General features: G+C 64.7%; 24 protein-coding genes and 1 pseudogene. 8 read left to right on the forward strand and 17 right to left on the reverse strand.

Going from position 1 to position 23,515, the window contains the following annotated elements; genetic code table 11:
* Positions 1-29: 29 nt before the first annotated feature.
* From ACVBEQ_RS03990 to ACVBEQ_RS04030, 9 genes are all read right to left on the reverse strand, one after another.
* Positions 30-866: a carbohydrate ABC transporter permease gene (locus ACVBEQ_RS03990; protein WP_447152122.1), complete on the reverse strand. Its 837-nt coding sequence runs from the start codon at positions 864-866 to the stop codon at positions 30-32.
* A gap of 1 nt (position 867) precedes the next feature.
* Positions 868-1,821, reverse strand: a complete 954-nt coding sequence (locus ACVBEQ_RS03995) for a carbohydrate ABC transporter permease (RefSeq protein WP_447152123.1) — start codon at positions 1,819-1,821, stop codon at positions 868-870.
* A 77-nt stretch (positions 1,822-1,898) separates the two neighbouring features.
* Entirely contained in the window at positions 1,899-3,245 is a 1,347-nt protein-coding gene (locus tag ACVBEQ_RS04000; RefSeq protein WP_447152124.1) for an ABC transporter substrate-binding protein, read from the reverse strand.
* 302 nt (positions 3,246-3,547) lie between these two features.
* The gene (locus ACVBEQ_RS04005) at positions 3,548-3,970 is read right to left on the reverse strand and encodes a nuclear transport factor 2 family protein (RefSeq protein ID WP_447152125.1); all 423 of its coding nucleotides are present in this window, start codon (positions 3,968-3,970) and stop codon (positions 3,548-3,550) included.
* 315 nt (positions 3,971-4,285) lie between these two features.
* Positions 4,286-5,353 (reverse strand): IS110 family RNA-guided transposase, encoded by a 1,068-nt coding sequence (locus ACVBEQ_RS04010; RefSeq protein ID WP_447152184.1) that lies wholly within the window; start codon positions 5,351-5,353, stop codon positions 4,286-4,288.
* Between the two features lie 271 nt (positions 5,354-5,624).
* A complete protein-coding gene (locus ACVBEQ_RS04015; RefSeq protein ID WP_447152126.1) occupies positions 5,625-6,632 on the reverse strand; it encodes a sugar phosphate isomerase/epimerase family protein in 1,008 nt (335 codons plus the stop codon).
* A gap of 31 nt (positions 6,633-6,663) precedes the next feature.
* A complete protein-coding gene (locus tag ACVBEQ_RS04020) occupies positions 6,664-7,773 on the reverse strand; it encodes a Gfo/Idh/MocA family protein (RefSeq protein WP_447152127.1) in 1,110 nt (369 codons plus the stop codon).
* Positions 7,774-7,802: 29 nt separating this feature from the next.
* A complete protein-coding gene (locus ACVBEQ_RS04025; RefSeq protein WP_447152128.1) occupies positions 7,803-8,786 on the reverse strand; it encodes a sugar phosphate isomerase/epimerase family protein in 984 nt (327 codons plus the stop codon).
* 9 nt (positions 8,787-8,795) lie between these two features.
* Positions 8,796-9,794 (reverse strand): sugar phosphate isomerase/epimerase family protein, encoded by a 999-nt coding sequence (locus ACVBEQ_RS04030; protein ID WP_447152185.1) that lies wholly within the window; start codon positions 9,792-9,794, stop codon positions 8,796-8,798.
* A 283-nt stretch (positions 9,795-10,077) separates the two neighbouring features.
* Here ACVBEQ_RS04030 and ACVBEQ_RS04035 point away from each other — a divergent pair, with 283 nt between their 5' ends.
* The 4 genes from ACVBEQ_RS04035 to ACVBEQ_RS04050 all read left to right on the forward strand — a co-directional run bounded on the left by ACVBEQ_RS04035 (position 10,078) and on the right by ACVBEQ_RS04050 (position 12,968).
* Entirely contained in the window at positions 10,078-10,287 is a 210-nt protein-coding gene (locus ACVBEQ_RS04035) for a dodecin (RefSeq protein ID WP_447152129.1), read from the forward strand.
* Between the two features lie 237 nt (positions 10,288-10,524).
* Positions 10,525-12,486: an acetoacetate--CoA ligase gene (locus tag ACVBEQ_RS04040; protein ID WP_447152130.1), complete on the forward strand. Its 1,962-nt coding sequence runs from the start codon at positions 10,525-10,527 to the stop codon at positions 12,484-12,486.
* A gap of 84 nt (positions 12,487-12,570) precedes the next feature.
* Positions 12,571-12,681 carry a hypothetical protein gene (locus ACVBEQ_RS04045; protein WP_447152186.1) on the forward strand — a complete coding sequence of 37 codons (111 nt, stop codon included), beginning with the start codon at positions 12,571-12,573 and terminating at the stop codon, positions 12,679-12,681.
* Positions 12,682-12,749: 68 nt separating this feature from the next.
* Positions 12,750-12,968 (forward strand): VOC family protein, encoded by a 219-nt coding sequence (locus tag ACVBEQ_RS04050; protein WP_447152131.1) that lies wholly within the window; start codon positions 12,750-12,752, stop codon positions 12,966-12,968.
* Positions 12,969-13,185: 217 nt separating this feature from the next.
* On the opposite strand, the gene ACVBEQ_RS04055 is transcribed toward ACVBEQ_RS04050, so the two are convergent.
* Positions 13,186-13,377, reverse strand: a complete 192-nt coding sequence (locus tag ACVBEQ_RS04055) for a sigma factor-like helix-turn-helix DNA-binding protein (RefSeq protein WP_447152132.1) — start codon at positions 13,375-13,377, stop codon at positions 13,186-13,188.
* Here ACVBEQ_RS04055 and ACVBEQ_RS04060 point away from each other — a divergent pair.
* The gene (locus ACVBEQ_RS04060) at positions 13,363-13,854 is read left to right on the forward strand and encodes a hypothetical protein (RefSeq protein WP_447152133.1); all 492 of its coding nucleotides are present in this window, start codon (positions 13,363-13,365) and stop codon (positions 13,852-13,854) included. The genes ACVBEQ_RS04055 and ACVBEQ_RS04060 overlap by 15 nt on opposite strands.
* Positions 13,851-14,510, forward strand: a pseudogene (locus ACVBEQ_RS04065) (HAD family hydrolase); the annotation flags it as partial. The gene ACVBEQ_RS04060 and the pseudogene ACVBEQ_RS04065, both read left to right, overlap by 4 nt.
* Before the next feature lie 332 nt (positions 14,511-14,842).
* Here the strand turns inward: ACVBEQ_RS04065 and ACVBEQ_RS04070 are convergent.
* The 7 genes from ACVBEQ_RS04070 to ACVBEQ_RS04100 form a co-directional block, all read right to left on the reverse strand.
* A complete protein-coding gene (locus tag ACVBEQ_RS04070; RefSeq protein WP_447152134.1) occupies positions 14,843-15,547 on the reverse strand; it encodes a GntR family transcriptional regulator in 705 nt (234 codons plus the stop codon).
* Positions 15,548-15,583: 36 nt separating this feature from the next.
* Positions 15,584-16,486 carry an NAD(P)-dependent oxidoreductase gene (locus ACVBEQ_RS04075; protein ID WP_447152135.1) on the reverse strand — a complete coding sequence of 301 codons (903 nt, stop codon included), beginning with the start codon at positions 16,484-16,486 and terminating at the stop codon, positions 15,584-15,586.
* On the reverse strand, positions 16,483-16,899 hold the full coding sequence (locus tag ACVBEQ_RS04080; protein WP_447152136.1) for a carboxymuconolactone decarboxylase family protein: 417 nt from the start codon (positions 16,897-16,899) through the stop codon (positions 16,483-16,485). Before ACVBEQ_RS04080 ends, ACVBEQ_RS04075 begins: the two co-directional genes overlap by 4 nt.
* Positions 16,900-16,974: 75 nt before the next feature.
* Positions 16,975-17,994 (reverse strand): ABC transporter permease, encoded by a 1,020-nt coding sequence (locus ACVBEQ_RS04085; RefSeq protein WP_447152137.1) that lies wholly within the window; start codon positions 17,992-17,994, stop codon positions 16,975-16,977.
* Positions 17,991-19,121, reverse strand: coding sequence for an ABC transporter permease (locus ACVBEQ_RS04090; protein WP_447152187.1), 1,131 nt, complete (start codon positions 19,119-19,121; stop codon positions 17,991-17,993). The genes ACVBEQ_RS04085 and ACVBEQ_RS04090 overlap by 4 nt, the downstream gene beginning before the upstream one ends.
* Entirely contained in the window at positions 19,006-20,610 is a 1,605-nt protein-coding gene (locus ACVBEQ_RS04095; RefSeq protein ID WP_447152138.1) for a sugar ABC transporter ATP-binding protein, read from the reverse strand. The genes ACVBEQ_RS04090 and ACVBEQ_RS04095 overlap by 116 nt, the downstream gene beginning before the upstream one ends.
* Positions 20,611-20,660: 50 nt before the next feature.
* Positions 20,661-21,905, reverse strand: coding sequence for an ABC transporter substrate-binding protein (locus ACVBEQ_RS04100; RefSeq protein WP_447152139.1), 1,245 nt, complete (start codon positions 21,903-21,905; stop codon positions 20,661-20,663).
* Between the two features lie 288 nt (positions 21,906-22,193).
* On the opposite strand from ACVBEQ_RS04100, the gene ACVBEQ_RS04105 reads away from it, so the two are divergent.
* Both ACVBEQ_RS04105 and ACVBEQ_RS04110 read left to right on the forward strand, forming a co-directional pair.
* Positions 22,194-22,580: a hypothetical protein gene (locus tag ACVBEQ_RS04105; protein ID WP_447152140.1), complete on the forward strand. Its 387-nt coding sequence runs from the start codon at positions 22,194-22,196 to the stop codon at positions 22,578-22,580.
* Positions 22,580-23,476 (forward strand): alpha/beta fold hydrolase, encoded by an 897-nt coding sequence (locus tag ACVBEQ_RS04110; RefSeq protein ID WP_447152141.1) that lies wholly within the window; start codon positions 22,580-22,582, stop codon positions 23,474-23,476. Before ACVBEQ_RS04105 ends, ACVBEQ_RS04110 begins: the two co-directional genes overlap by 1 nt.
* The last annotated feature ends 39 nt before the right edge of the window (positions 23,477-23,515 follow it).

A 23,515-nucleotide genomic window follows, 5' to 3' on the forward strand; every position in this document is an offset into this window, starting at 1 on the left:
CAGGCGAACACGGTGTGCGGGACCGGCGATCAGCTCTTGATGCCGCCAGCGAAACCCTGAATGAACTTCTTCTGCGCAAATAGATAGAACATCAGGAACGGAATCATCGAGAGAATGACAGCCGCGAAGATGACATTCCACTTCGAGACCAATTCACCGACGAAGCTGTAGACAACGACCGGCAGAGTGACAGCCTTTGATCCGGACAGGAACACCAGAGACGTGAAGAAGTCGTTCCAAATGATCAACGACGTCAGAATCGCGACGGTCCCGGTGGCCGGCCCCAGCAGCGGGAAAACAATCCTGCGGAAGGTCGCGAACGGGGAGGCGCCGTCGATCTGCGCGGCCTCCTCGTAGTCCCGGGGCAGGGTACGAACAAATCCCGTGTAGAGAAACACCGACAGCGGCATCAGCAAACCCGTGTACATGATGATCATCCCGACGTGCGTTCCGACCAGTCCGAGACTCCTCATCCCGATATACACCGGGATGAGTCCGAGCTGGGCCGGCAGGATGATCGCCAGCAGAAACAGGGCCAGCAGGGTCTTGCTGATCTTCCCGGGCCGCCGGATGATCACGAAGGCCGCCAACGATCCAATGATGATCAGCAGCACAACGGATCCCACGGTGATGATTAGGCTGTTGAGCGCGCCCACGATCAGGCTGCGTGATCCTGTGGTTGCCAGTGATTCGGAGAAGCCCTGCAGTGTTGGGCTTGTCGGAAGGGCAAGTGCGGAACTTGACAGCGCCTCCTCGGTGTTCTTGAAGGCTGTATTGAAAAGGATGTAGAACGGCAGCATCATGATGAGTGCCACGAGCAGCATGGCCACTTCGCGGGCAAAGGTTCCCTTGGTGTACCGGAACATGTCAGTCGTCCTTCTTTCCGCGAAGCAGACCCATCTGCAGTAGGGCGAAGAACAGGATGAGAACGGTCATCACCAGCGACAGTGCTGCGCCGTATCCGTAGCGGCCGTTGACGAAGGTCTCTTTGTAGACCTGGGTCGCGAGGGTTTCCGATGCCCCATAAGGGCCACCGCCGGTGAGCGCCTGCACCTGGTCGAAGACCCGCAGACCCTGGATCAGGATGAGCGTGGAGGCCACCACGATGGTGGGCCGCAGAATCGGCAGAGTGACCGAGGTGAACCGCTTCCACACTCCCGCGCCGTCCAGAGCCGCCGCCTCTTCCATCTCTGGCGGGACATTGGCCAGGCCGGCCAGGAAGATCACCATGGTGAGCCCGACGTTCTGCCACACCATAACGAGCAGGATCGAGAACAACACCACCTGGGGATCCCCCAGCCACGTCTGCTGCCACGACTCCAACCCGATGGAAGCCAGGAACTCGTTCAGCGGACCCTTCTGCTGGAAAATGAACTTCCAGATGTAGGACACCGCGAGCGGGCTCAGCACCACCGGGGCGAAAAGGATCACCCGCAGGAAGTGCCGCGAACGGAGCGTCCGGTTGAGGGCGAGGGCGAAGGCCAGCCCGATCCCATTGGTGGCGAATAGGAAGACAAAGGCGATGATCAGGGTGTTGATCAGCGCCTTCATCGACGCGCCGCCACTGAAGATCTTGGCGAAGTTGTCCAGGCCGATGAAATTGAACCGGCCTGCTCCCTTGTAATCGGTGAACGCGTAAATCGATCCGGCGGCGATCGCTGCGTAGTGGATGGCGATGACCAGCGCGACAGCGGGCACCGCCCACCACCACGACGCGTACCGGGAATCCCGGTTCGGCAGCCGCCGGGATGTGGCGCCGCCGCCGGTCTCCCCGGGCTCGGCTGCGCTCACCGGCCCCGTCTTCGCTGACGTCGTACTCATAACCGGGCTCCCATTGGTGTCGTCGTCGTCTTTTTCGCCGTTGTCATGTGGTGGACGGTGTCGGTGTGAGCGGCCGGTCAGGACGTCTGGTCCCACGCGGCGTCCATGGCTTCGAGAACAACCTCGGGCGTGGCCTGGCCGGTCAGCAGACCCTGCACACCGGTGCCGAGGGCGTCGTAGATGCCGCCGTTGGGCCAGAACAGGTTCGCCAGCGGGACGTTCTTGGCCGGGTCCGTGAGGTAGTCACCCAGTCCGGCGAGGTCGGCCGGAACTCCGGTGCTGGGGGTCGCTGCCAGCGAAACGTTGCCGCTGGACTTGGCGAACAGGTCCTGGGTGGTCGGCTTGGAGAAGAATTCCAGCAGTTTCAGGGCAGCGTCCTGGTTCGGGCTGGCGGCGTTGACGGCCAGGCCGTTGGTGGTCGACAGGATCGCCCGGGTATCGGCGACGGTGGCGGCCGGCAGCACGTAGGCGCCGAACTCCTGCGTCGGTGCGGCGGCCTTGGAATCGACGACAGCACCGGACGGAGCGAAGATGCCGAGCGAGGTTCCGGAGGTGATGGCGTTGGTCAGCTCGGGGAACCCGGCGCCCTCAACCCCGTCCGGAAAGCAACCCTTGTCCTTATAGTCGATCACCTGCTGCAGTGTCGCTTTCCATTCCGGCGAATCGACGAAGGTGACTTCACCGTTGGCGCGCTTGGTGTTCCAGTCGGGGTCGGCGCCGTACACCAGGCTGGCGGCGATCTGGCTGGCGAACAGCCCCAGGTTGGGCGGTCCGGCGCCGGCGATCATGTACAGGCTCTTGCCGGCGGCCTTGGCTGTGGCGCACTGTTCGTAGGCCTCGTCGCGGGTGGTGGCCGGCTCGATGCCGAGTTCCTTATAGGCGGTGAGGTTGGCGATCATCGAGACGGGGGCCAGGTCGACCGGGATTCCGTAGGTTTTGCCGTCGACGGTGAAGAGCGTTTCAGAATTGGCCGGGATCGCGTCGGTGGCCCAGGAGTAGCTGGACAGGTCGGCCGCGTAGCCGGCCTCGCCGGAGGGCAGGATCGCGTTGGGATTGCCGGCTCCCGGTTGGCCGTAGAACACGTCGGGTGCGTTGCCGGCCTGCAGCTGGGTGCGGAGTACCTGTGCGTAGGAGTCGGTGGGGGTCTCCACCAGGTTGACGGTGATGTTCGGGTTTTCCTTCTCGAACGCCGCGATGACGGGTCGGTATGGGCCTTCGCCGCCCTGCGCGGTTTGGGTACCCAGGGTGATCGTCACGGCCTCGCCGGGGTCGCCGGAGGCGGCCGCGGAGCCGCTTGCTCCTGCGGACGGGGTGGAGCTGGATGCACTGTCGCCGCCTGAGGAGCACGCACTGAGCACCAGTGCCGCAGCGATTGCGGTGGCGGCGATCGCACTGCGGATCGCGGTGCGGGGGGATTTGGTCATGAGCTGGCCGAGCCTTTCCTGACGTCGTCGTCGAAACGGGGGTCGCTATCCACCTCGGTCACGCGTGCGGGTTACTGGCCGCCGGTCCTTGGTGATGCACTGAGTCTGGCCACTCCAGAACTGAAACGGAAATCATGGTTTCGAATACTGGCACATCATCGGCATGGATGGAAGTGCCCGCCCAACGACGACCGGCGGCAGGCCGAAAATGACCGAGCAGGGCCGTGCACACGGGGTTGCCCGCCCAGGCACCTGACTTCGTGGGTTGCCCGCGCCCACACCGATCGAAGGCGGTGTGAGCGTCAGCTGAAAAAGGGATGGTCCCCGACGATGTGCGCGGGAAACTCCTGCTTGACATCCCAGTGCTCGACGATGACGTCGCCAGCCAGCCGGTAGATGTCGACGACCCCGAACCGAACATTCGTGCCGAACTGCCCGTCGATCAGCAGGACGGCCGTGTCACCGTCGACCAGGATGGATCGCACGGCGATCCGCAGATCGGGGTTGGCCCAGGTCCCGGCCAGCGCCGCGATGGCAGCATCGCGGCCGTCGGCGATTCCCGGGTTGTGCTGGATGTAGCCCTCCGCCACGAAGCGATTGAAGGCCCCGGCAACGTCACGCCGAACGTAGAACTGGTCAGCGAAATCCGTCACCACCTGCCGTGTTCGGGACGCTGTCACCGTCTGTTCGGCGGCGTCCTGCGACCCGGCGGCGGATTGTGTCATCGGCGGTCCTTCATGGCGCGGTGGGGTGCCTCTGTGTTTGTCAAGCCCCCCTCGACCGCGAGTTTGGTTTCCTCCCCCTCAGCGCCGCAATTGTCTTCCGCCGCTCGTCGACGTCAATGTCGTTCGTCCTCGGGGTTTCAAACCCCCCGGCTGGCCGCGGGTTTGAAACCCGCTCCGGGCGCTCCACATTGACCTCTCCTCGTCTGCGGAAAGTACCGGCAGCTACGGAGGGGGGAAGGAAGTAATTTCCACGTTAGTTGTGTGCCCCAGGTCTGCGATGACCGAGCTCCTGAAGCGGCCGGGAGGGGGTAAGAATTAGGCGGCGTCGGAAGCGGAAGCCGGACCGGAAACCTCTGCCCGCTGGCGCTTTTCGTCGCTGATCATGGTCCGCCAGACATGGTCCGCCAGGCGCCGTTTCAGACACCGCCTGGCCTCCCTCGGGGTCTTACCCTCCGCGATCTTGGTCCGGTAGTAGATGTTGCCCAGGCTGCCGGCCGTCCGAATCTGGGTTACCGCGACGATGTGCAACGCGGAATTGAGCTGACGATCCCCGGACCGGGACAGCCGATGACGGGCATGCTCCGCACTGGCCACCTCGACCGGCGCGACACCCGAATACGCTGCGAACGCGGCCGAGCTTGGGAACCGGCTCGCCCGGCCGGACCGGCCAATCAACCGCGCGGCCGTGACCGGTCCGATGCCCACGGTCCCGGTTAGGGTGCTGCCCGAGGCCTTCACCAGCCCCGCCATCACCTCGGCGTTGGCCTTCAACCGGGAATCCAGGGAATGGATCTCGGCAACCAGATCACCGGCGATGTGTTTGCGGACCCGTTCGGCGTCACCCGCCGGCCGCACCGTGCGCAACAACGCCGCAGCGGCCAGGGCGGACAAACCCCTGGGTGCGCCGCCGGCCAGCAACGCCCGGAGCAGGGCATGCAGCTGGTTCACCGCCCGGACCCGGGCCTGCGACAGGTTCGCCCGCCGCTCGTCCAGCAGTCCCAACACATCCGCGGTGTCCTCGGCCTCCAACGGACGCGCATCACCCTGCAATGCCGCCACGCACGCTGCCGCGGCGGCGTCGATCCGGTCGTTCTTCCGACCTCCACCACGGGAGAGCTGCCGCACCCGGGCGGTCGCGGTCGTGGGCACGTCGACGACCTCTTCCCCGCGGGCGAGCAGCCAGGACGCCAGATGCCGGCCCAGGCCCTCGGCGTCCTCGATCGCCCAACGGCGCTCCGGCCACCGACCAGCCCAGGTAAGCAGGCGGCGGTATTCCCGCAAGGTGGCGTCGATACGGATCGAGGCCACCTCACGATTCGATTCGGGTTCCACGGCCGTCGCCGTGGACGTGGACTTGTGCGGATCAACGCCGATCAGCATCATCGTCATTGGGTCCCTTCACTTCCCGTGGACTGGATGGGGGGATCCGCGGTCGACACTCCGACTTCGAGAGCACTTGCCGGTGCCTTCGTGGTCACGCCTCTGTTGAGTCAGACCGCGAACGGCCACCGGGCGGGTTCGACACACCCCACCAGAGCCAACCCTCGCAGGCGGCAGGAATTCTACGAGTCAGCCCGCCCGGTGTCCTACGGCAACGCTACGGGCGATCAACCCAGGTCGCGATACCGCTGAACCCCATACAAGTCGGGGAATTTCAGGAGCCGGAGCCGAAGGCTGCGTCGAAGGACTGGGTGGGTGGAACGATCGCGGCGAGCCTCCGTACGTAGGCGAGCGCGTCGGGGGCTCCGACCAAGCGGTCCATTCCCGCGTCCTCCCATTCCACCGACAGCGGACCGCTGTACCCGATGGCGTTCAGCAGTCGGACGCAGGACTCGAAGTCGACGTCGCCGTGGCCGGTGGAGACGAAGTCCCATCCGCGGCGTGGGTCGGCCCATGGCAGGTGCGAGCCGAGCCGGCCGTTCCGGCCGTCGAGGTGCTTCTTGGTGTCCTTGAAGTCGACGTGGTAGATCCGGTCGCGGAAGTCCCAGAGGAAGCCCAGCGGATCCAGGTCCTGCCAGACGAAGTGACTGGGGTCGAAGTTCAGCCCAAAAGCCGGCCGGTGCTCGATGGCCTCCAGCGTGCGCTGCGTTGTCCAGTAGTCGTAGGCGATTTCGCTGGGATGCACCTCGTGGGCGAACCGCACGCCGACTTGATCGAAGACGTCCAGAATGGGGTTCCACCGGTCGGCGAAGTCCTGATACCCGGCGGTGATCATGGACTCCGGGACTGGCGGAAACATCGCGACGGTGTGCCAGATGGACGAACCGGTGAATCCGACGACCGTGTAGACCTGCAGTTCGGACGCAACCCGGGCGACGTCCTTAAGCTCTGCGGCGGCTCGCCGCCGGACTCCTTCGGGTTCGCCGTCTCCCCAGATCCGTCCGGGCAGGATGGCCTGATGACGCTGGTCGATCGGGTGGTCGCACACCGCCTGACCTACCAGGTGCGCGGAGATGGCGAACACCTGCAGGCCGTGCTCGGCCAGCAGTCGCTTCCTGGACGCGAGATAGTCCGGCTCGGTCAGGGCCAGGTGGGCATCGAGGTGATCCCCGCCGAACCCGATCTCCACCCCGTCATAGCCCCAATCGGCGGCCAACCGGCACACCTCGGCGAAGGGTAGATCGGCCCATTGGCCGGTGAACAAGGTGATGGGACGAGACATCAGGCGACCTTTCCGGCATGCGTTGACGGCTTCAGCACGACCGGAGCGCCGCTTCGTCGCTGGTGATCACGGCGTCGATCACTTCTTGGGCGGCGACGCCCTCGTCGAATCCGGGCTGTGGGTCAACGCCTGCGGCGATACACCCGACGAGGTCACCGATCTCGTGTACGAACGTGGTGTCCCAGCCCAGTACATGCCCCGGTGGATACCAGTTGCTCAGGTACGGGTGGATGGGTTCGGTCACGACAACCCGGCGGAACCCGGCAGTCCGATCCGGTTCGGTCGCGTCGTAGAACCACAGATCGTTGAACTGTTCGACATCGAACACGATGCTGCCTTTGGTACCGTTGGTCTCGATCCGCAGACTGTTCTTGTGACCGGTCGCGACCCGGCTCACCTTGAAGGTGGCGAACCCACCCCCGGCCAGTTGCCCGCTGAAGGTCGCGGCGTCCTCGACGGTGACTTCCCCGGTCCTGGTTGGATCGTCAGGTAGCGGTCGCTGCGGGACGAACCGGTGCAGCCTGCCGGTCACCTGCGTCAACCGTTGCCCGGTGAGGAACCAGGTCAGATCAATGACATGGGCACCCAGATCGCCCAGGGCACCGGAACCGGCTCTGTCGACCTCTAGGCGCCAACTCATCGGCGTCGCCGGGTCGCTGAGCCAATTCTGCAGGTACAGGCCTCGGACGTGGCGGATCTCCCCGACCTTCCCATCACGGACCAGGTCGGCGGCCAACGCCAGAGCCGGCACGCGGCGATAATTGAACCCGATCATCGCCCGAACCCCCGACAGGCGGGCCGCGCGGGCCGCGTCAGCCATCGCGGCCGCCTCAGCCAGAGTGTTACCCAGGGGCTTCTCGCACAGCACATGTTTGCCGGCGCGTAGCGCGGCGATCGCGATCTCGGCGAGCGAGTCTCCGGGTGTGCAGATATCGACCAGATCGATGTCCTCGCGGTGCACCACGGACTGCCAGTCCGTACTGGATTCGGCCCAACCCAACCTCGCACCCGCGGTGGCAGCCGCGGCCGGCCGGCGACCAACGACAACCGCCATCACCGGTTTTGCCGGGACATCCATGACGTGGGCGACTGTCCGCCACGCATCCGAGTGCGCAGCTCCCATGAAGGCGTGGCCAATCATCGCCACCCTCAACTCAGGCCTGTTGTCGCTCAGGAGGACGTCTTCACTTCCACCATGGGTCGGAGCCGTTCCTGCATGAGGTACCCGCTGAGCAGGGTGCTGGTGGCCGGATGCGGGCTCGGGTCGCTCTCGAAGACGATCCAACCGTTGTAGCCGGTGTCGATCAGCGCCTGGGTGACGCTGGTGAAATCGACCAGGCCACCGTCAGCGCCGGGCTCGGCAAACCAGCGTGGGATCTCCCGTTCGCCGCCGCGTTGGCGGACGGAGTACTGGGCGTGCGGGACGAGGTACTCCCGCGCGTCGTCTACGGCCAACGCATCCTTGTACTGCACGTGCCAGATCCGGTCGGGGTGCGCTCGGATGATCTCCGCCGGGTCTAAACCGGCGATGGTGAGTTCCGCGGTATCGATCGCCAGGCCGACGGCGGCCGGATCGAGCAACTCCAGCACCTTCTCCAGGTTCGCCGGCTCCCGCAGTGGGGAGAGAAAATCGACGTGCAGGGCGGTCCGGACGCCCAACTCCAGGGTCGCCCGTCCTACTGCCGACCAGCAATCGGCCAACCGGCCCAGTGCAGCGTCGTCGATCTCGCCGCAGTCCCCGGCGGGCGGGGTCGCGCAGGCGACGAGGACCGAGCCACCCAGTTCAGCCAGCGCCGAGGCGTACCAGGTGGCCCGCGCCACGATGCCAGCCTGTTCGGCGATCACCAACGGGGACAGCGCCGGCGTCAGATCCTCCATCGACCGCTGGTGCGGGTCGAAGTACCAACTGGAGACGGCATCGATCTTGCAGTCATCCAGGAACGTGCGGAATCCGCTCAGCGAACCGAAATTGGCGGCGAGCTGGGTAGGATTTCCCAGCGGCTCCCAGCGCCCCGTGCCGGTCGTCAGTTCGACGCCTGCGAAACCGGCGATCGACATGGTTTTCAGTGCCCGCTCGTGGTCTTCCCGGCGGACGAAATCGTCGAACTGCGGCTTGTACTGATTGATCGCATATGACCATCTGATGTTGTTCATGTCGAAGCCTTACCGGTAGATGGGTTCAAGGACGTTGGCCGCATACCAGCGCGAGATCGCTGTGCTCTCCGAGTAGTCGCCGCCGTACTTGTTGGCCTTGTCGTGCTCCACCGTGATCCAGCCCTCGAATTTTTCGTCCCGGATCGCCCGCATCATTGCTTCGAAATCGACCAGGCCATCAGGGGTTCCCATTTCGTAGAACCATTTGCCCGTCGTAGGTGCCATGATCTCCGAATCGGGCCGGTGCCGGTGATCGTCGCCGGTAGCGACGTTGCGGGTGTCCTTGAAGTGAAACCCACTGGCTCGGTGCGCGTGACGGCGGTACAACGGGACCACGTCGACGGACGCGATGCAGTGCTGTGCCGTGTCGACGAACAGCGACACGTACTGAGGATCGGTATGAGCGTAGAACGTGTCGATGTCCGCCTCGCTCTGGATACCGCAGAAAAACTCGTGATGGCAGGTGAGTTTCACCCCGTGACCAGCCGTGATCTCGCCGACCCTGTTCCACAGTTCTGCCGTGATCTTGAGTTTGTCCTCGGTGATCGGTTCCATGTCGTAGTACAGCGTCGCCGGCATCACGATGATGCTGTTCAGTCCCACGCCCGACCAGCGACCCATGGTCACCCGGAAATCCTCGAGAATGTTCTCGTGCGTCTCCCGCAGGTGCGGAGCGTAATTGCGGGTGTCGTAATCGGCGGCGTGAAAGGTGTTGATGATCCCATCCAGGCCGTGATCCCGCACCATCTCCTGGTACTTGACCGGCCCGCCGTAATCGCCGTACATCTGCCAGATACGAAAGTCGAAAGTGTCAATGGCGTCAAAGCCCACCGCTTTGATCTGCTTCAGGAAGGCCGACATCGTCTTGTGGGAGTGCCATTGGTCGATCGGCCCAGCAGGCCCGATGCTCCGCCAATGGTCCATGTAGCTCCACTTGATGCTGCTCACCGAGAAACAACCACCTTCATCTGTGACCTCGGCCGAAGCGTGTGCCCCGCCCGTCGGCATGGCCACCGAGACAAGTCGACAGTGGCGTGCCTGGGGGACACCGCGAGACACGCTCTGTGATGAACTCGCGGCGGATCACGCGAGCCACACGCACAAAACGGTCTCGGGTCTACACCCTGAGTCGAAAGGTAACCCGTCTCGATGCACCGGAGCCAGACCGGCAGCAACCACAGTTGGCAATGCCCATGCATCATCAATCCTGGTAAGACGCATCGATTACTGGGCCGGACATAGGCCTTAGGGTCTGCGCAGAAGTGATGACCACAACGCCGTTGGAGGACACATGGCCACACACGTGTATGGAGTGACGGAAATCGTCGGAACCTCCCCCGACGGGGTTGACGCAGCCATTGAAGTAGGGATCGCCCGCGCCAACACCACCCTCCGCGGCCTCGATTGGTTCGAAGTGACACAGGTGCGCGGCCACATCCAGGAGGGACGCGTCGGTCATTACCAGGTCAGCATGAAAGTCGGCTTCCGCCTGGACGCCTGAGCCGATAACGACTGGTTGATCTGGCGACTCGGCCCGCCGTCCCCACCCCCCGCGACCGCGATCGCCGCCTGTGCGTGTGAAACTCGTGATGCGTAAACACCTATGTCCAAGCCCAGTACTCATCTTCGGCGGGGTGAACGGGTCGGCCTCGACAACGGTGGCGGCATCGACACAGTCGGTGGTTGAGATCCACCCCTGGTGCAGCCGGGATACTTACGCCTCTGAGCAGGGAGCATCATGACCCCACCCCCCGTCATTTGGACGCCCATGCCCGACAGCGCCCGCACCACAGCCATGGCCGGTTTCACCGGCGCCCTGGAAAACTGGGCCGGCAGGGAGTTCCCCGACTACGCGGCGTTGCACTCCTATTCGGTCGAGGATTTGCCCGGGTTCTGGTCCGCGGTCGCCGATTACTTCCAGATCCGCTGGCACCGGCATCCTGACGGAGTTTTACCTGTGCAGGTCATGCCCGGCGCGGACTGGTTTCCCGGCGGCACCTTGAACTACGCCGAACACGCCCTGCGCACACCACCGGGCGCCGACGACGATCACACGGCGGTCATCTCGATCGCCGAGGACGGTACCGAGATTTCCCTGACCCTGGCCGAGTTGCGCGGCCAGGTCGGCGCCTTCCAGGCTGGTCTGCGCCGGCTGGGTGTGTCCGCCGGCGACCGGGTCGTCAATTTGGTCCCCAATACCGTTCACGCCCTGATCGGTTTCCTGGCCACCGCCTCCCTCGGCGCAGTGTGGTCTTCCTGCTCCCCCGACTTCGGCTCCACCTCCCTGCTCGACCGTTTCACCCAGGTCGAACCCACCGTGCTCATCGCCGTCGACGGCTACCGATACGGTGGCAAGGAATTCCACATCGCCGACACGGTGCGCCAACTCCGCGACGCGCTTCCCTCCCTCACCCGTGTCATCCACATTCCTGACCTCCACACCCCGACCCCTGAGGGCATGACCGACTGGCACGAACTCACCGCCCAGCCGGCCGATCCCCAGTTCACCCCGGTGCCGTTCTCTGCACCGCTGTGGATCCTGTACTCCTCTGGGACCACCGGACCTCCCAAACCCATCGTGCACTCGGTCGGTGGCATTGTGCTCGAGCACCTCAAGTCCCTTGGTCTGCACTGGGATCTCAAGTGCAACGACCGGTTCCTATGGTTCACCACGACCGGCTGGATGATGTGGAACTTCCTCATCGGCGGCCTTCTTGTCGGATCGACGGTGCTGCTGTACGACGGCAGCCCGGCAAACCCCGACCTCACCACCCTCTGGCGCATCGTCGACCGGCACCGCGTCACCGTGTTTGGAGTATCCGCCGCTTATGTCACCGCCTGCCGCAAGGCCGAAGTGCACCCAGGTCAACACCAGGACTTGACCTCGCTGAGGACAATCGGGTCCACCGGGTCACCCCTGGACGACGATGGCTTCGACTGGCTCATCCAGAATGTTGGTGACCAGGTCCAGATCGTGTCGTTCTCCGGCGGCACCGACCTGTGCACAGGCATCGTCGGCGGCGCCCCCACTGTCCCCGTCTGGAAAGGCGAGATCTCCTGTCGCGCACTCGGCGCAGCTGTTCAGTCCTACAGTCCCGGCGGGCAACCGCTGGTCGACCAAGTCGGCGAACTCGTGATCACCCAACCCATGCCGTCAATGCCTGTCTATTTCTGGGGCGACACGGACGGCAGCCGGCTCGGGGATTCGTACTTTGCGGACTACCCCGGCGTCTGGCGGCACGGTGACTGGATACGCATCACCTCCCGCGGGTCCTGCATCATCGACGGCCGCTCCGACGCCACCCTTAACCGCGGCGGCATACGGATGGGTACCGCCGAGTTCTACCGCATCGTCGACCCCCTCCCGTCGGTCATTGATTCCTTGGTCATTGATACCTCCACCGCAGCTGACGAAGGCGACTTGCTGCTGTTCGTGGTGCTCACCCCCGACGCCGAAACCGAATCCACCGCACAGCAACTGCGCACACTCATCCGCAGCGAACTCACCCCCCGGCATGTCCCCGGCCAAATCATCCACCTACCTTCGCTTCCGCGCACGCTCAACGGGAAGAAATGCGAGGTCCCCATCAAACGCATCCTGACCGGCACCCCTCCCGATCAGGCCATCTCCCGGGACGCACTAGCCGACCCCACCGCACTCGATAGCTTCCTCCAGCTCAGCCTCGAACCTAGAAGCTGATGTCGCCACCCTCGCGAAGAGATCGGCGATCTTCGTACATCACCCGACAAACCACAACGACACAATTGAGGATCAAAAATGCCAATGATATTCGTGAAATTGCCGGTGCTCGATCTGCCCGCGGCACGAGAGTTCTATAGTGCGCTCGGCTTCAGCATCAACGAAGCATTCCCAACGAATGGACTGCCTCGGTAGTTATCGATGACAACATCGTCGTCCAACTAGTTATACGTGATCTCTTTGTGCAAAACATACCAGCGGAGGTGGGAAACCCGGCAAGGGTTGCAACACTAGTCAATGCTCTGACTGCCGGCACACGGGCTGAAGTTGAGGAACTGGTAGCCAAAGCCGGCGCAGCCGGCGGAAAAGTAGGCTCGGCGACAGAATCCGATGGTGGTTGGACCTACCAACGGACTTTCAGCGACCCAGATGGACACGTGTGGGAAGTTGTGTTTCTCGAGCAACACCACGTCGTGAACTGAACCGTCTCGTCACGCCTCTGATGCCGACGCACCGGTAGTCCCGTATCACCCTTGATCAGTACATCGACCAGGAGCTCGCCATGCTGCTGGCATCGGTGAGGGTCGACGCACCGTCAGGTCCGGGGCCGAACGGGCGAGGGGGAACACCTTGCCGCTAGTAGTGATTACCAAGATGATGCGAGGGCTGAGGTGGCTGAGCACAGGCCGTGAGCCGTCCTCACCAAGCAGTCTCGACGGGGCCCGCCCTGCCCCGAAACAGGTGCTGCTTGAACCGCCCCTGGCTGGCACCGGTCTCCGCCTCGACCTGAGCCATCGGAAGGTCGGCCAGGTGATGAAACACAATCGGGACCCGCTGCGCCGGTGGCAACGCCTGCCGCGCCGTCATCAATGCAGCATGATCAGCCCCCATTCCGGCGCGGGAGGTCCCGGTCCGCGGCGCTCGCAGGCCACCGACGAGGTCTGCACCCGCCGCCACCGGCTCACCACCAACCGGCGGGCCACCGTCCGCACCCAAGCCGCCGCCGACCCGGGTATCCCGCATCGTCGACCAACAGACGAATCGCGCCTCCATGGATTCGCCGGCTACGCATATCTTCGCGCCCGTCGTTACGACGAGGCCATGACGCTGCTGTCCCAGACATTGACCGGACTGGCCGACGATGCGGTCAAGCAGCGCGCGGTCGTGCTCGCCGATCTCGCGGCGGCCCACCTTGCCAAGGGAGACCTCGACCAGTCGTGTGCGATCGCGTCGGACGCCGTGGATCGCCTCCGCCGGGCCGGCTACGCCACCGGCCTCGATCGATTGCGCGCGCTCCGATCCAGCATGACGCCGTGGGCAACCAGCGCCCCGGTCAGGAACCTCGATCAGCACTTGGCGGCAGCATGACCGCAGTCGGCGAGCGGCTACGGGGCATCAAGGCTGTCTGGTTCGATGTGGGCGAAGTGCTCATTGACGAGTCCCGCGAGTACGGCACCTGGGCGGACTGGCTCGGCGTACCTCGGCACACCTTCTCAGCGGTGTTCGGAGCGGTGATCGCCTCCGGCCGCGACTACCGCGAGGTCTTCCAGTACTTCCGGCCGGGCTTCGACCTGGAGACCGAGCGCAAAGCCCGAATCGACGCCGGCCTTGGGGAGTACCTCAACGCCAACGACCTTTACCCGGACGTCCGGCCGTGCCTGACCGAGCTTCGCGAGCGCGGCTACTTCGTCGGGATCGCCGGCAACCAGACAGCTCGGGCTGGCCGCTTCATCCGCGAACTCAACCTGCCGGTCAACATCATCGCCACCTCGGACGACTGGGGGGTGAGCAAGCCGTCGGTCGACTTCTTCCTGAAACTCGTCGAGGTGTCCGGGCATCCGCCGAACGAGATCCTCTACGTCGGTGACCGTCTCGACAACGACATCTCGCCGGCGATCGACGCGGGTGTCGCCACCGCTTGGCTACGCCGTGGTCCTTGGGGGTACATTCTCGACGAGCGACTCGTCCAGGCAGACACTGCAGCCGAGGTGAAACCAACGCTTGAGATCAACACACTGACCCGCATGCTCGCCGGACTTCGAAGCCTTAACAATGGCGACGTTCGACACGGCGTTCAGAGATGGATCCAGGACCTTCCACCTCTCGCCGACGCGGGTTATGCCGGCGTACCAGCGATACTCCCCACCGACCTCGGCGTCACCCGCACCAACTCCCGACCGCACGTGTCGCACGACAACCCCAATTCGGAGGCGCGGTACGAGACCGAAATCGCGAAAAAGTGCGCCAGAACCAACGCTACGAACGACAGCAATAAGGAGCGGGTCGGCGGCGCCTTCGATTGGATCGGTCGGCCAGCGTTGTGCGAGTCGCGTGAGGAGGTGGTTCAGGTTGACGATTATGTTTGCGCAGCTTTTTGCAACGCGGCGATGCCGATCTTCGCGGCATTCCGGACGTGTATAGCGCACAGACGGGTAGCGGCTTTGATGTCTCGACGAGCGATGGCCTCTACGAGCCGTTCGAGCTCCTCAACCGCTTGGATCGATCGGCCCGGCTGGCCGAGTGACGTCGCACGCAGGACGGAGACACGGGCGTGCAGCGAGGACAGCAGCGTGGACAGCACGGGACTTTCGGCGCCTTCTTGCAAGACGTCGTAGAACACATCTTTGACCGCGAGGACCTGTCTGTTCGGCAAGCCCTTGTCGGTGGCGACACGAAGATCGGCGATCGCCATTCTGAGCCGTTCCACCTGTTCGTCGGTCGCTCGCTTGATGAAGCGCTCGACGACCAGTGATTCGATAGCAACGCGGGCGTCGTACAGGTCCGCGGCGTCGGTAGGCGAGATGGAAGCGACAACGGCACCGCGTTGCGGTATGACGGTAACCAGTCCCTCGGAGGACAGTTCCCGCAGCGATTCCCGCAGGGTCGTGCGTGAGATCTGAAGGCGGTCGATCAGCTCGCGTTCAACCAGTCGTTGCCCCGGCTGCAGCTCGAAGTCGAAGATCGCCTGCCGCAGAATGTCGCTGACTCGTTCGCGGAGCGGTGCAGCCACCCGGTTCAAGGGGCCAGCTTGCCATTTCGTCGTGGGCACCGTTTCGCTCATGTCTTCGATCATACGGTCTGGTCGTCAGACAAGGAGCTACAAATCGGAGATGACTTGCGCCGGGCGACCCTCCAGCCAAGTGACGATACGAGTGTGATCGGAGCCGGGAGGCAAGGCGTTCTCGGCCTCGGACCACAAAGCGACGGCAGCCTCGCCCAAACGGGAAGGGATACCACTGTCCTTCGCAAGTTCGACGGCGATCCGCATGTCTTTCAGCATCAAAGACAGTCCGAACCCGGAGTCGAAACTGCCCGGCACGACGTACTTTGGCCACTTCACCTCGGTTGACCCACTTCGCCCGCTCGAGGTGTTAATCGCGTCCAGCATGACGTTCACGTCGAGACCAAATTCCTGCCCGACGAGCAGCGCTTCGGAGCTGACCAGCAGGTGGGTCGCTGACATCAGGTTGTTGAGCGCCTTGAGTGCGTGTCCGGCGCCAGCAGGCCCGAGGTGGGTGACTCGGGAGCCCAAGGTACTGAGAAGGTCGTGAATTTTGGCTACTGCGCCCGGTACGCCGCCGATCATGATCGTCAGGGTGGCAGCTTCAGCGCCGACAACACCTCCAGAGACCGGGGCGTCCACGTAGTCGATGCCATCCTTCGCGGCAACGGCGGCAAGCGTGCGGGTAGAAGCAGGTTTGGACGAGCCCATGTCGATCACCGTGCCGCCGGTGGACATCCGGCTGAGGAGTCCGTCCTGGATCAGCACCTTCTCGACCACAGAGGAGTTGGGCAGCATGAGAATGATGACATCGGCGTGGTCGGTGATTGCCGTGAATTCGCGGATGATCCCGATACCGGTCTCGGCGGCACGTTGTTGTGCGGTCGAGCTCGGGTCATACCCGGCGACCTGGTGACCGGCTGCGAGGAGGTGCCTGGCCATGGGGATACCCATGTTGCCCAGGCCGATGAACCCGACCCGACGGCTGGCAGCGGTCATGCCGAAGCCTCACCGTCATGGGCCGGTGCCCGAAGCCCGGTCAGGACTCCTTCGGCGACCCGGAAGGACTCGAGAGCAGCGGGGACACCGACGTAGATTGCGGTCTGCAGGAGCACTTCCTGGATCTCCTGCTCGGTGCAGCCGTTGGTGATCGCGCCGCGGACATGGACGCCGAGTTCGTGGTTCCGGCCCAGTGCGGTGAGCATCGCGATGTTGATCAGGCTGCGGGTTTTCCGTTCCAGACCGTCCCGGGTCCACACCGCGCCCCAGCAGTACTCGGTCACCAAATCCTGGATGGGGCTCGCGAAGTCGCTCACGTTCGCCATGGATTTCTCGACGTGTTCCGCGCCGAGAACCTCTTTGCGGGCTTGCAAGCCCTGGTGCCAGAGCGGGCTGTGGTTGTTCTCAGTCATGGCGTTTCTCCTAGGCCCAGATGCGATGAGTGGTTCAGCGGTGGTGGTGAGCGGGCGTACGGGTTGGGTCCTTGGTCAGACCCGGGTTTTTGGATGCGGCGACCGTGCGTAGAGGGCCACCATGGGCACGATCAGCAGGCCTAGCACGGTTTGCTGGGCGGCGGTGCTCAGGCCGTAGCCGATGAGCAGGGATGCCAGCACGGTGAGCACCAGGGCACCCAGGATGGTGCGGCCGTAGCCGCCGTTCCCGCCGAGCAGCGAGGTGCCGCCGACCACAACCGCGGCGACGGTGAGGAACAGGTAGGGGTCGCCGACGCCGACGAATCCGCCGCCGGTGAAGCCGAGCAGCACAATCCCGGTCAGGGCGGCGGTGAAACCGCTGATCGCGTGCACGCCGATCCAGGCGCGCCGCTCGGACAGCAGCGCGTAACCGGCGGCTCGACGGTTGCCGCCGACCGCGTAGAGAGCGCGACCGAAGGTGGTCCATTTGATGGCCAGCATGGCCACGGCGGCAAGCACTGCCCAGAGCAGCACGACCGGGGGCAGGCGGAGACCGAAAATGGTGCCGTTGAGGGAGGAGAACCCGGCGAGCCAGTCCGGGGCGCGGCCGGAGACGGTGCCGCCGCCGAAGTTGGTGACGATTTGGGTGAACCCGACCAGGGCGAACCCGACGGCCAGGGTGATGATCAGTGACTGTCCTTGGATGCGGATGCTCAGGACCCCGTTGAGCACCCCGACCGCGATGCCGAGGATCACGATCACCAAGATCGCCAATGGTGCGGGCAGGCCTTTCCCGATCAGCCAGAGGGTGGCCAGGTTGGCCGACCCGATGACGAACGGGATCGACAGGTCCAGGCCGCCGAGCAGGGCGACCAAGGTCTGCCCGATGCAGGCGATGCCGAGGAACGAGGCGAGCAGCAACATCGAGCTGATGTTGTTGGCGGAGCTGAAGCCGTTGATGGTGAGTGCCCCCGCGGCGATCAGCAAGATCAGCAGGACGGCGCTGATGACGACGCTGCGGCGGTCCGCGGACAGTAGCGTGCGGGTGGCGGCTGCTGATGCATTGGTGACGGGGGCGGTATCGGTGGTGCTCATGACAGGGCCTTTCGCTGACGTGACCGGCCCAGGAACACGGCCACCATCAGGGCCGCGACGAGCACGACGCCGTAGGTCAGTTGGACGACGAAGCTGGACAGCGACCCTAGGTTGAAGGTGGCCAGCACATACGAGATCAGGAAGATGTCGATGGCGCCGATCACCGAGCCGAGCGCGCCGCCGGCGCCGCCGGCCAGGCTGGTGCCTCCCAGCACGAGCGCGGTGACCGCGATCAGCGTGTAGGTGGTGCCCTGGGTGGCGTCCCCGGAGCCGATGAGCCCGGTGAAGGCCAGCCCGGCCAGGCCGGCGAACACCCCGCCGACGGCGTGGGCGGTGACCCGCATGACGCCGATCGGGATGCCGCTGACGTAAGCGGTGCGTTCGTTGGATCCGGTGAGCCGCAGGTGGGTGTAGCCGCGGTTTTGGTGAAGCCCCACCAGAGCAGGAACGCGGCGATGAGCACGATCAGCATCGGGGAGAACACCGACCGTCCGGATCCCCAGGCGGTCAGCCAGGCGGGTGCCTGCCCGGTGGGTTTGGGCATGATCACCAGGTTCAACCCGGCCAGGACCAGGTATCCGGCGAGCGCGACGATGATCGGTTCCACCCGCAACCAGGCGATGGTCAGTCCCATGATGACCTCGACGATGACGCCGGTGGCCAGGGCGAAACCGATCAGTTTGATCGGGGCGTTGACGCCGTTGGCGACGAGGAACTGCATGAGGGTGACGTTGATGAAGCCGATCAGCGGGCCGATGGCCAGGTCGACCGACCCGCGGCCGACCATGGCGATCGGGGTCAACGCCATCGCCGCGAGGATCAATGGTGCTGCGGACGCGATGGCACCGCCCAGGCCGGCGGAGGTGAACAGTTGCGGTCCGCGGAGCGCCGCGAACAGCAGCAGCACCACCAGCAGTGCTGCGGGTGTCCGGGCGTAGGCAACGGACCGCAGCCGGGACTTGAGCCCGGTGTCGGGCAGGAACGTCGGGGTGCTGGTCGCCGTGGTGGTGCTCATCGGTTTTCCTCTCCGATCGCGCCGGCAGCGACGGTTTCCTGGGTGGCTGCTTCTTCGATCGCCTCGGCGATCGGGGTGGCGTCGCGGAAGCCGAACATGGCGGCCAGCACACGGTCCGCGGTGAGTTCATCTCCGCTGACCCATTCGGCAAGCCGGCCATCGCGGAACACTCCGACCCGGTGGCAGAAACCGATGAATTCCTCGAGTTCAGTTGAGACGTAGACCACGGTGCAGCCGGTGTCGGCCAACGCCCGTAGGTGCGCGTACAGCTCCTTCTTGGTGCGGATGTCGACACCTCGTGCGGGGTCGTTGAACACCACGATCCGGGGCTCGGCGGCTAGCGACCGGCCGATCAGCACCTTCTGCTGGTGCCCGCCGGACAGGGTGCCGATCAGGTTTGCGGCCTTCCCGGTCTTGATCGACAGGGATTTCTCCTGTTCGGCGAACAAGGCTCGGACGACGCGGAAGTCCACGATGCTGGCCCTGGAGTGCCGTTTGTACAGGGGGGCGGCGAAGTTCTCCAGGATCGACATGTTCGGGAAAATGCCGTCCTTCTTCCGGTCGCCACTGACGTACTGGATGCCGGCGGCTGCGGCAGCGGCGGGACCGGTGATCTGCACCGGTGCACCGGCGGCAGGGTGCATGGTGATCGTTCCGGCGGACAGCGGGAAGAACCCGGCCAGCGCTTTAGCAAACTCACCCTGGCCCTGACCGTCCAGGCCGGCCAAGCCGACGATCTCCCCGGCGTGGGCGGTGAACTCGAAGGGTGTGCCGCCGTCCAGGCTGCCGCCGGTGACGGTGAGCGCAGGGGTGGGGCTTTTCAGGGCGGGGGTGACGGCCGCTGCGACGTGGGCTGCGTGCACGGTGGCGTCGCCGGTCATCATCTCGATCAACCGGGCCTCGGTGATCTGCTCGCCCTCCAGCACCCCGACGTCCTTACCGTCGCGGAGCACGGTGGCCCGGTCGGCGAACAGGGTGAGCTCCGCGATCCGGTGGGTGACCATCAGCACCGTGACACCCTGTGCTTTCAGGGCCTTCATCTCGTTGTGCAGCCGGGCGGCCCCGGTCAGGTCCAGGGCGGCGGAGGACTCGTCCAGGATGAGCAGCCGGGGTTCGCGGATCAGGGCCCTGGCGATGACGATCCATTGCTTCAGGCTGAGCGGCAGGTCGGCCACCGGCCCGGCCGGGCCGATGTCCTCCCCGGTCAGCCGGTGCAGCAGTTCCGCGGTGCGTTGCAGGCGCTGCTTCTTGGATGCGATCTTGCGGGCCATGCCGTCCAGGCCGAGGTAGACGTTGTCGACGACGCTGGCGTTGTCGGCCAGCAGCACCTCCTGGAAGACGGTGGCCACTCCCAGCGCCCGGGCTTCCCGCGGGGAACCGGGGTGACCACCCAGGACGGTGAGTTCACCGCTGTCCTGCCCGATAACCCCCGAGATGATTTTCGCCAGAGTGCTTTTGCCGGAACCGTTCTCGCCGACGATGGCGTGGATCTCGCCTTCTCTGGCGGAGAACGAGCAGTCCCGCAGGGCCTTGGTGTCGCCGAAGGACTTCGAGACACTTGCGGCGAGCACGGTCGCGGGACGCTGTTCGGTGCTGGTCACGGCCGGGTTCTCCTCTCGGGGGTGGGGGCAGGTCAGCGGTGCTGATCGGGTCAGGAACCGGCCATCGGGTCAGCGGGCCGGCTGAAGTACTCGTTCAGTTGGCTGGCGGGCATCCACTTGTCCGGACCGGGCTGGATCCACCCGCTGCCGTTGACATCGCAATCGGCGGGCAGCGCCGCCTCGACCTCTTCGTAGGTCATCGGCAGCGGTTCGCGGATGATCGACTGGATCTTTGGTCCCGGGCCCTGCAGGGTGCGGATCGCGGTCTCGAACGCCAGCTGCATCTCATCCCCTGGCGGCCAAATGTTGAAGCCCTGGGACACCCAGTCCTTGTTCTGCCGCCAGTAGCAGGCCGCGCCCGCCTCGCCACCGATGTTCATCGGCACAACCGGCCGGCCGGATTGCAGCAGCGCCTGCAGCACCCCGGTCTCCTGTGCCGACTGCGTCAAGATGCCGTCGATCTGACCGGGGTTGGTGGCCAGGAACTGCTGCACCGCGGTCTGCGCAACCTGGTCGGTCCAGTTGCCGGCCACGTTTCCGACCACCTTGATGTCCGGGTACTTCGCGAACTCCTCCTGTGCTCCCGCGTCATAGGTGTCGCTGGATGCAGCGCCCGGGATACCGACCACGTTCAGCACCGTGCCCTTGCCACCGATGGACTCGGCGAGCCACTTGGCGGCCTCCGCGCCGCCCTGCCGGTAGTTCGCCGACACGTTCAGCGATACCGGTGAGGTGGTGTAACCAGACCAGGAAAACACCGGGACGCCCTTGTCGTAGGCGTAGCTGATCGCCTCGTTCAGCGAGGTGATCGAGGAGCAGCAGATGATGATGGCGTCCACCCCCTGATCGGCGAGCTGCCGGATCTGCTGGATCTGGGTGGCGTCGTTCAAGTTGGACTCGGTGACGACGAGTTCTTTGACGATCCCGGCCTCCTTGTACTTGGCCACCAGCTCCTGCAGCCGGGACAGTGCCTCGGCCCGCCAACTGTTGCCCGCGTAGGAACTGGCGTACCCGATGGTCCAGGGCTTGGCGTTTTGGGCCTTGAAGTCCGCCAGCGGGGTGGCGCCGATCGGTTGATCCAAACCCTCATAGGCAGCCTGGAGGTCGGCGGGCAGGGTGGACACGGCGCTGCTGGAGTCCGCGGCACCGCTGGCCGCAGCCGACCCGGAGCCAGCCGCAACAGCGGTGCTGCTGGACTCGCTCGCGGTCGGGGAGTCGGCGCAGCCGGCCAGCACGACGCCCGCTGCTAGGGCGAGCGCACACAACCGCGCGCGTTTCGATCTGAGACTGGTCATCATTGGACCTTCCGAAGTTGAAGTCGGGCGGTGGACGGAGCGAGTTCTTGTCGGATTGTCGGACAGTCTGCCGAACCGCTGGTAGGAAGATACGACCGCTGAGGGAGTTGCGCAAGAGCGATTTGGATTGCTCTGCATGCCAACGTATTACGGCATTCAGAGGTCCGTGGCCGGCATCTTCTGTCTGACAACCCTGGTCCAGGTCCCGAGAGAACTGACCCTTGCGCCTGGAATCCCGGACCGCTACGGTCTGCCATACTGTCCGACAATCTGGCAAAGGAGAGGTCAATGTCGACCCAGATCGACCTCGTAAGAACGTTCACGTCTGCGATGAACGACCCCGAGTTCCATCGGGAGATGCGGTTCTTCGACGGACGCATCAAGATCGGCGTCGCGGGCGAGGAGACCGTCGCCGAATTTGCCGACGGAGCCCTGGTTTCCGCAGCGGTGACGGACATCCCCGACTCGGAGTGCAAGATCATCATCCGGGGAACCGAGGAGCATTGGGCGAACATGCTCGCGCCGTTCCCGGTGCCTTTCTTCCAGTGCCTGCAGACGACGAACGTCAAGCACGGCTTGGAGTTGAGCAGCACCAACGAGACCTTCGCCTACCTCCCAGCCCTCAACCGCCTGGTCGCCATCCTGCGGTCCGAACAAGAAGTGAGCGCCCCCTGATGACCACTCGACGCGACCCCATCACCGGCGGGTACATGTACATCACCGTCGAGGACATCGAGTACCGCGTGTACTTCGAGGAAGCCGGCGAGGGAATCCCGCTGCTGCTGCAGCACACCGCCGGCTCGGACGGCCGGCAGTACCGGCATCTGCTCTGCGACGAGGAGATCACCAGCAAGTTCCGATGCATCGCCTACGACCTGCCCTACCACGGCAAATCGCTTCCTCCGTACGGGTCCCCGTGGTGGGAGCAGGAATACAACATGACCAAGAGCAAGATGCTCGCCTACCCGAACGCGATCGCCGATGCCCTGGAACTGGACCGGCCCGTCTACCTGGGCAGCTCGATGGGCGGGCACGCCGCGATCGACCTCGCGCACAAGTTTCCCGACCGGTACCGGGCCACCATCGCCGTCGAGGGCGCGCTGCGCTCCGCAGACGAATATGTCGAGGTCGGTATGGAGGGCATCCGCCGCGAGTTCGACAACCCCAACGTGTCCCGCAACTCCATCGGCGCGGCGATGCTGCTGAACATGTCGCCGTACTCACCGGAGCCCGCAGTCCGGGAGGTGCAGTGGGAGTACCAGCAGGGTGGCCCCGGGATCTTCGCCGGCGACCTGACCTACTACTACTACGAGCACGACATGACCGCCGAGCAGGCCGCCGAGATCGACACCGGCAAGTGCATGCTGTACCTGCTGACCGGCGAGTACGACCCGAACACCTCGCCCGCCGAGACCCAACTCATTGCCGACGTCGTCAAGGGCTGCAAGTTCACCCCGATGCCCAAGCTCGGGCACTTCCCGGCTACCGAGAACTACCCGGAATTCCGCCAGTACCTGCTGCCCGTGCTGAACGAGATCGCTGCCAACGCCAAGACAACCGTCAACGCTTGACCGCGTCGAGCACCCGCATCACGTCCGCACTACGCAGTC

This window comes from Nakamurella sp. GG22 (genome assembly GCF_052976845.2).

Bases quoted from the DNA above. Each gene is read 5' to 3' on its own strand.
- ACVBEQ_RS04060 (WP_447152133.1), top strand. From the start codon at position 13,363: ATGATCAGCCCCCATTCCGGCGCGGGAGGTCCCGGTCCGCGGCGCTCG.
- ACVBEQ_RS03995 (WP_447152123.1), bottom strand. From the start codon at position 1,821: ATGAGTACGACGTCAGCGAAGACGGGGCCGGTGAGCGCAGCCGAGCCC.
- ACVBEQ_RS04100 (WP_447152139.1), bottom strand. From the start codon at position 21,905: ATGACCAGTCTCAGATCGAAACGCGCGCGGTTGTGTGCGCTCGCCCTA.
- ACVBEQ_RS04085 (WP_447152137.1), bottom strand. From the start codon at position 17,994: ATGAGCACCACCGATACCGCCCCCGTCACCAATGCATCAGCAGCCGCC.
- ACVBEQ_RS04055 (WP_447152132.1), bottom strand. From the start codon at position 13,377: ATGGGGGCTGATCATGCTGCATTGATGACGGCGCGGCAGGCGTTGCCA.
- ACVBEQ_RS04045 (WP_447152186.1), top strand. From the start codon at position 12,571: ATGATATTCGTGAAATTGCCGGTGCTCGATCTGCCCGCGGCACGAGAG.
- ACVBEQ_RS04110 (WP_447152141.1), top strand. From the start codon at position 22,580: ATGACCACTCGACGCGACCCCATCACCGGCGGGTACATGTACATCACC.
- ACVBEQ_RS04025 (WP_447152128.1), bottom strand. From the start codon at position 8,786: ATGAACAACATCAGATGGTCATATGCGATCAATCAGTACAAGCCGCAG.
- ACVBEQ_RS04075 (WP_447152135.1), bottom strand. From the start codon at position 16,486: ATGACCGCTGCCAGCCGTCGGGTCGGGTTCATCGGCCTGGGCAACATG.
- ACVBEQ_RS04070 (WP_447152134.1), bottom strand. From the start codon at position 15,547: ATGAGCGAAACGGTGCCCACGACGAAATGGCAAGCTGGCCCCTTGAAC.
- ACVBEQ_RS04010 (WP_447152184.1), bottom strand. From the start codon at position 5,353: ATGATGCTGATCGGCGTTGATCCGCACAAGTCCACGTCCACGGCGACG.
- ACVBEQ_RS04015 (WP_447152126.1), bottom strand. From the start codon at position 6,632: ATGTCTCGTCCCATCACCTTGTTCACCGGCCAATGGGCCGATCTACCC.
- ACVBEQ_RS04080 (WP_447152136.1), bottom strand. From the start codon at position 16,899: ATGACTGAGAACAACCACAGCCCGCTCTGGCACCAGGGCTTGCAAGCC.
- ACVBEQ_RS03990 (WP_447152122.1), bottom strand. From the start codon at position 866: ATGTTCCGGTACACCAAGGGAACCTTTGCCCGCGAAGTGGCCATGCTG.
- ACVBEQ_RS04105 (WP_447152140.1), top strand. From the start codon at position 22,194: ATGTCGACCCAGATCGACCTCGTAAGAACGTTCACGTCTGCGATGAAC.
- ACVBEQ_RS04040 (WP_447152130.1), top strand. From the start codon at position 10,525: ATGACCCCACCCCCCGTCATTTGGACGCCCATGCCCGACAGCGCCCGC.
- ACVBEQ_RS04030 (WP_447152185.1), bottom strand. From the start codon at position 9,794: ATGCCGACGGGCGGGGCACACGCTTCGGCCGAGGTCACAGATGAAGGT.
- ACVBEQ_RS04005 (WP_447152125.1), bottom strand. From the start codon at position 3,970: ATGACACAATCCGCCGCCGGGTCGCAGGACGCCGCCGAACAGACGGTG.
- ACVBEQ_RS04000 (WP_447152124.1), bottom strand. From the start codon at position 3,245: ATGACCAAATCCCCCCGCACCGCGATCCGCAGTGCGATCGCCGCCACC.
- ACVBEQ_RS04035 (WP_447152129.1), top strand. From the start codon at position 10,078: ATGGCCACACACGTGTATGGAGTGACGGAAATCGTCGGAACCTCCCCC.
- ACVBEQ_RS04020 (WP_447152127.1), bottom strand. From the start codon at position 7,773: ATGATTGGCCACGCCTTCATGGGAGCTGCGCACTCGGATGCGTGGCGG.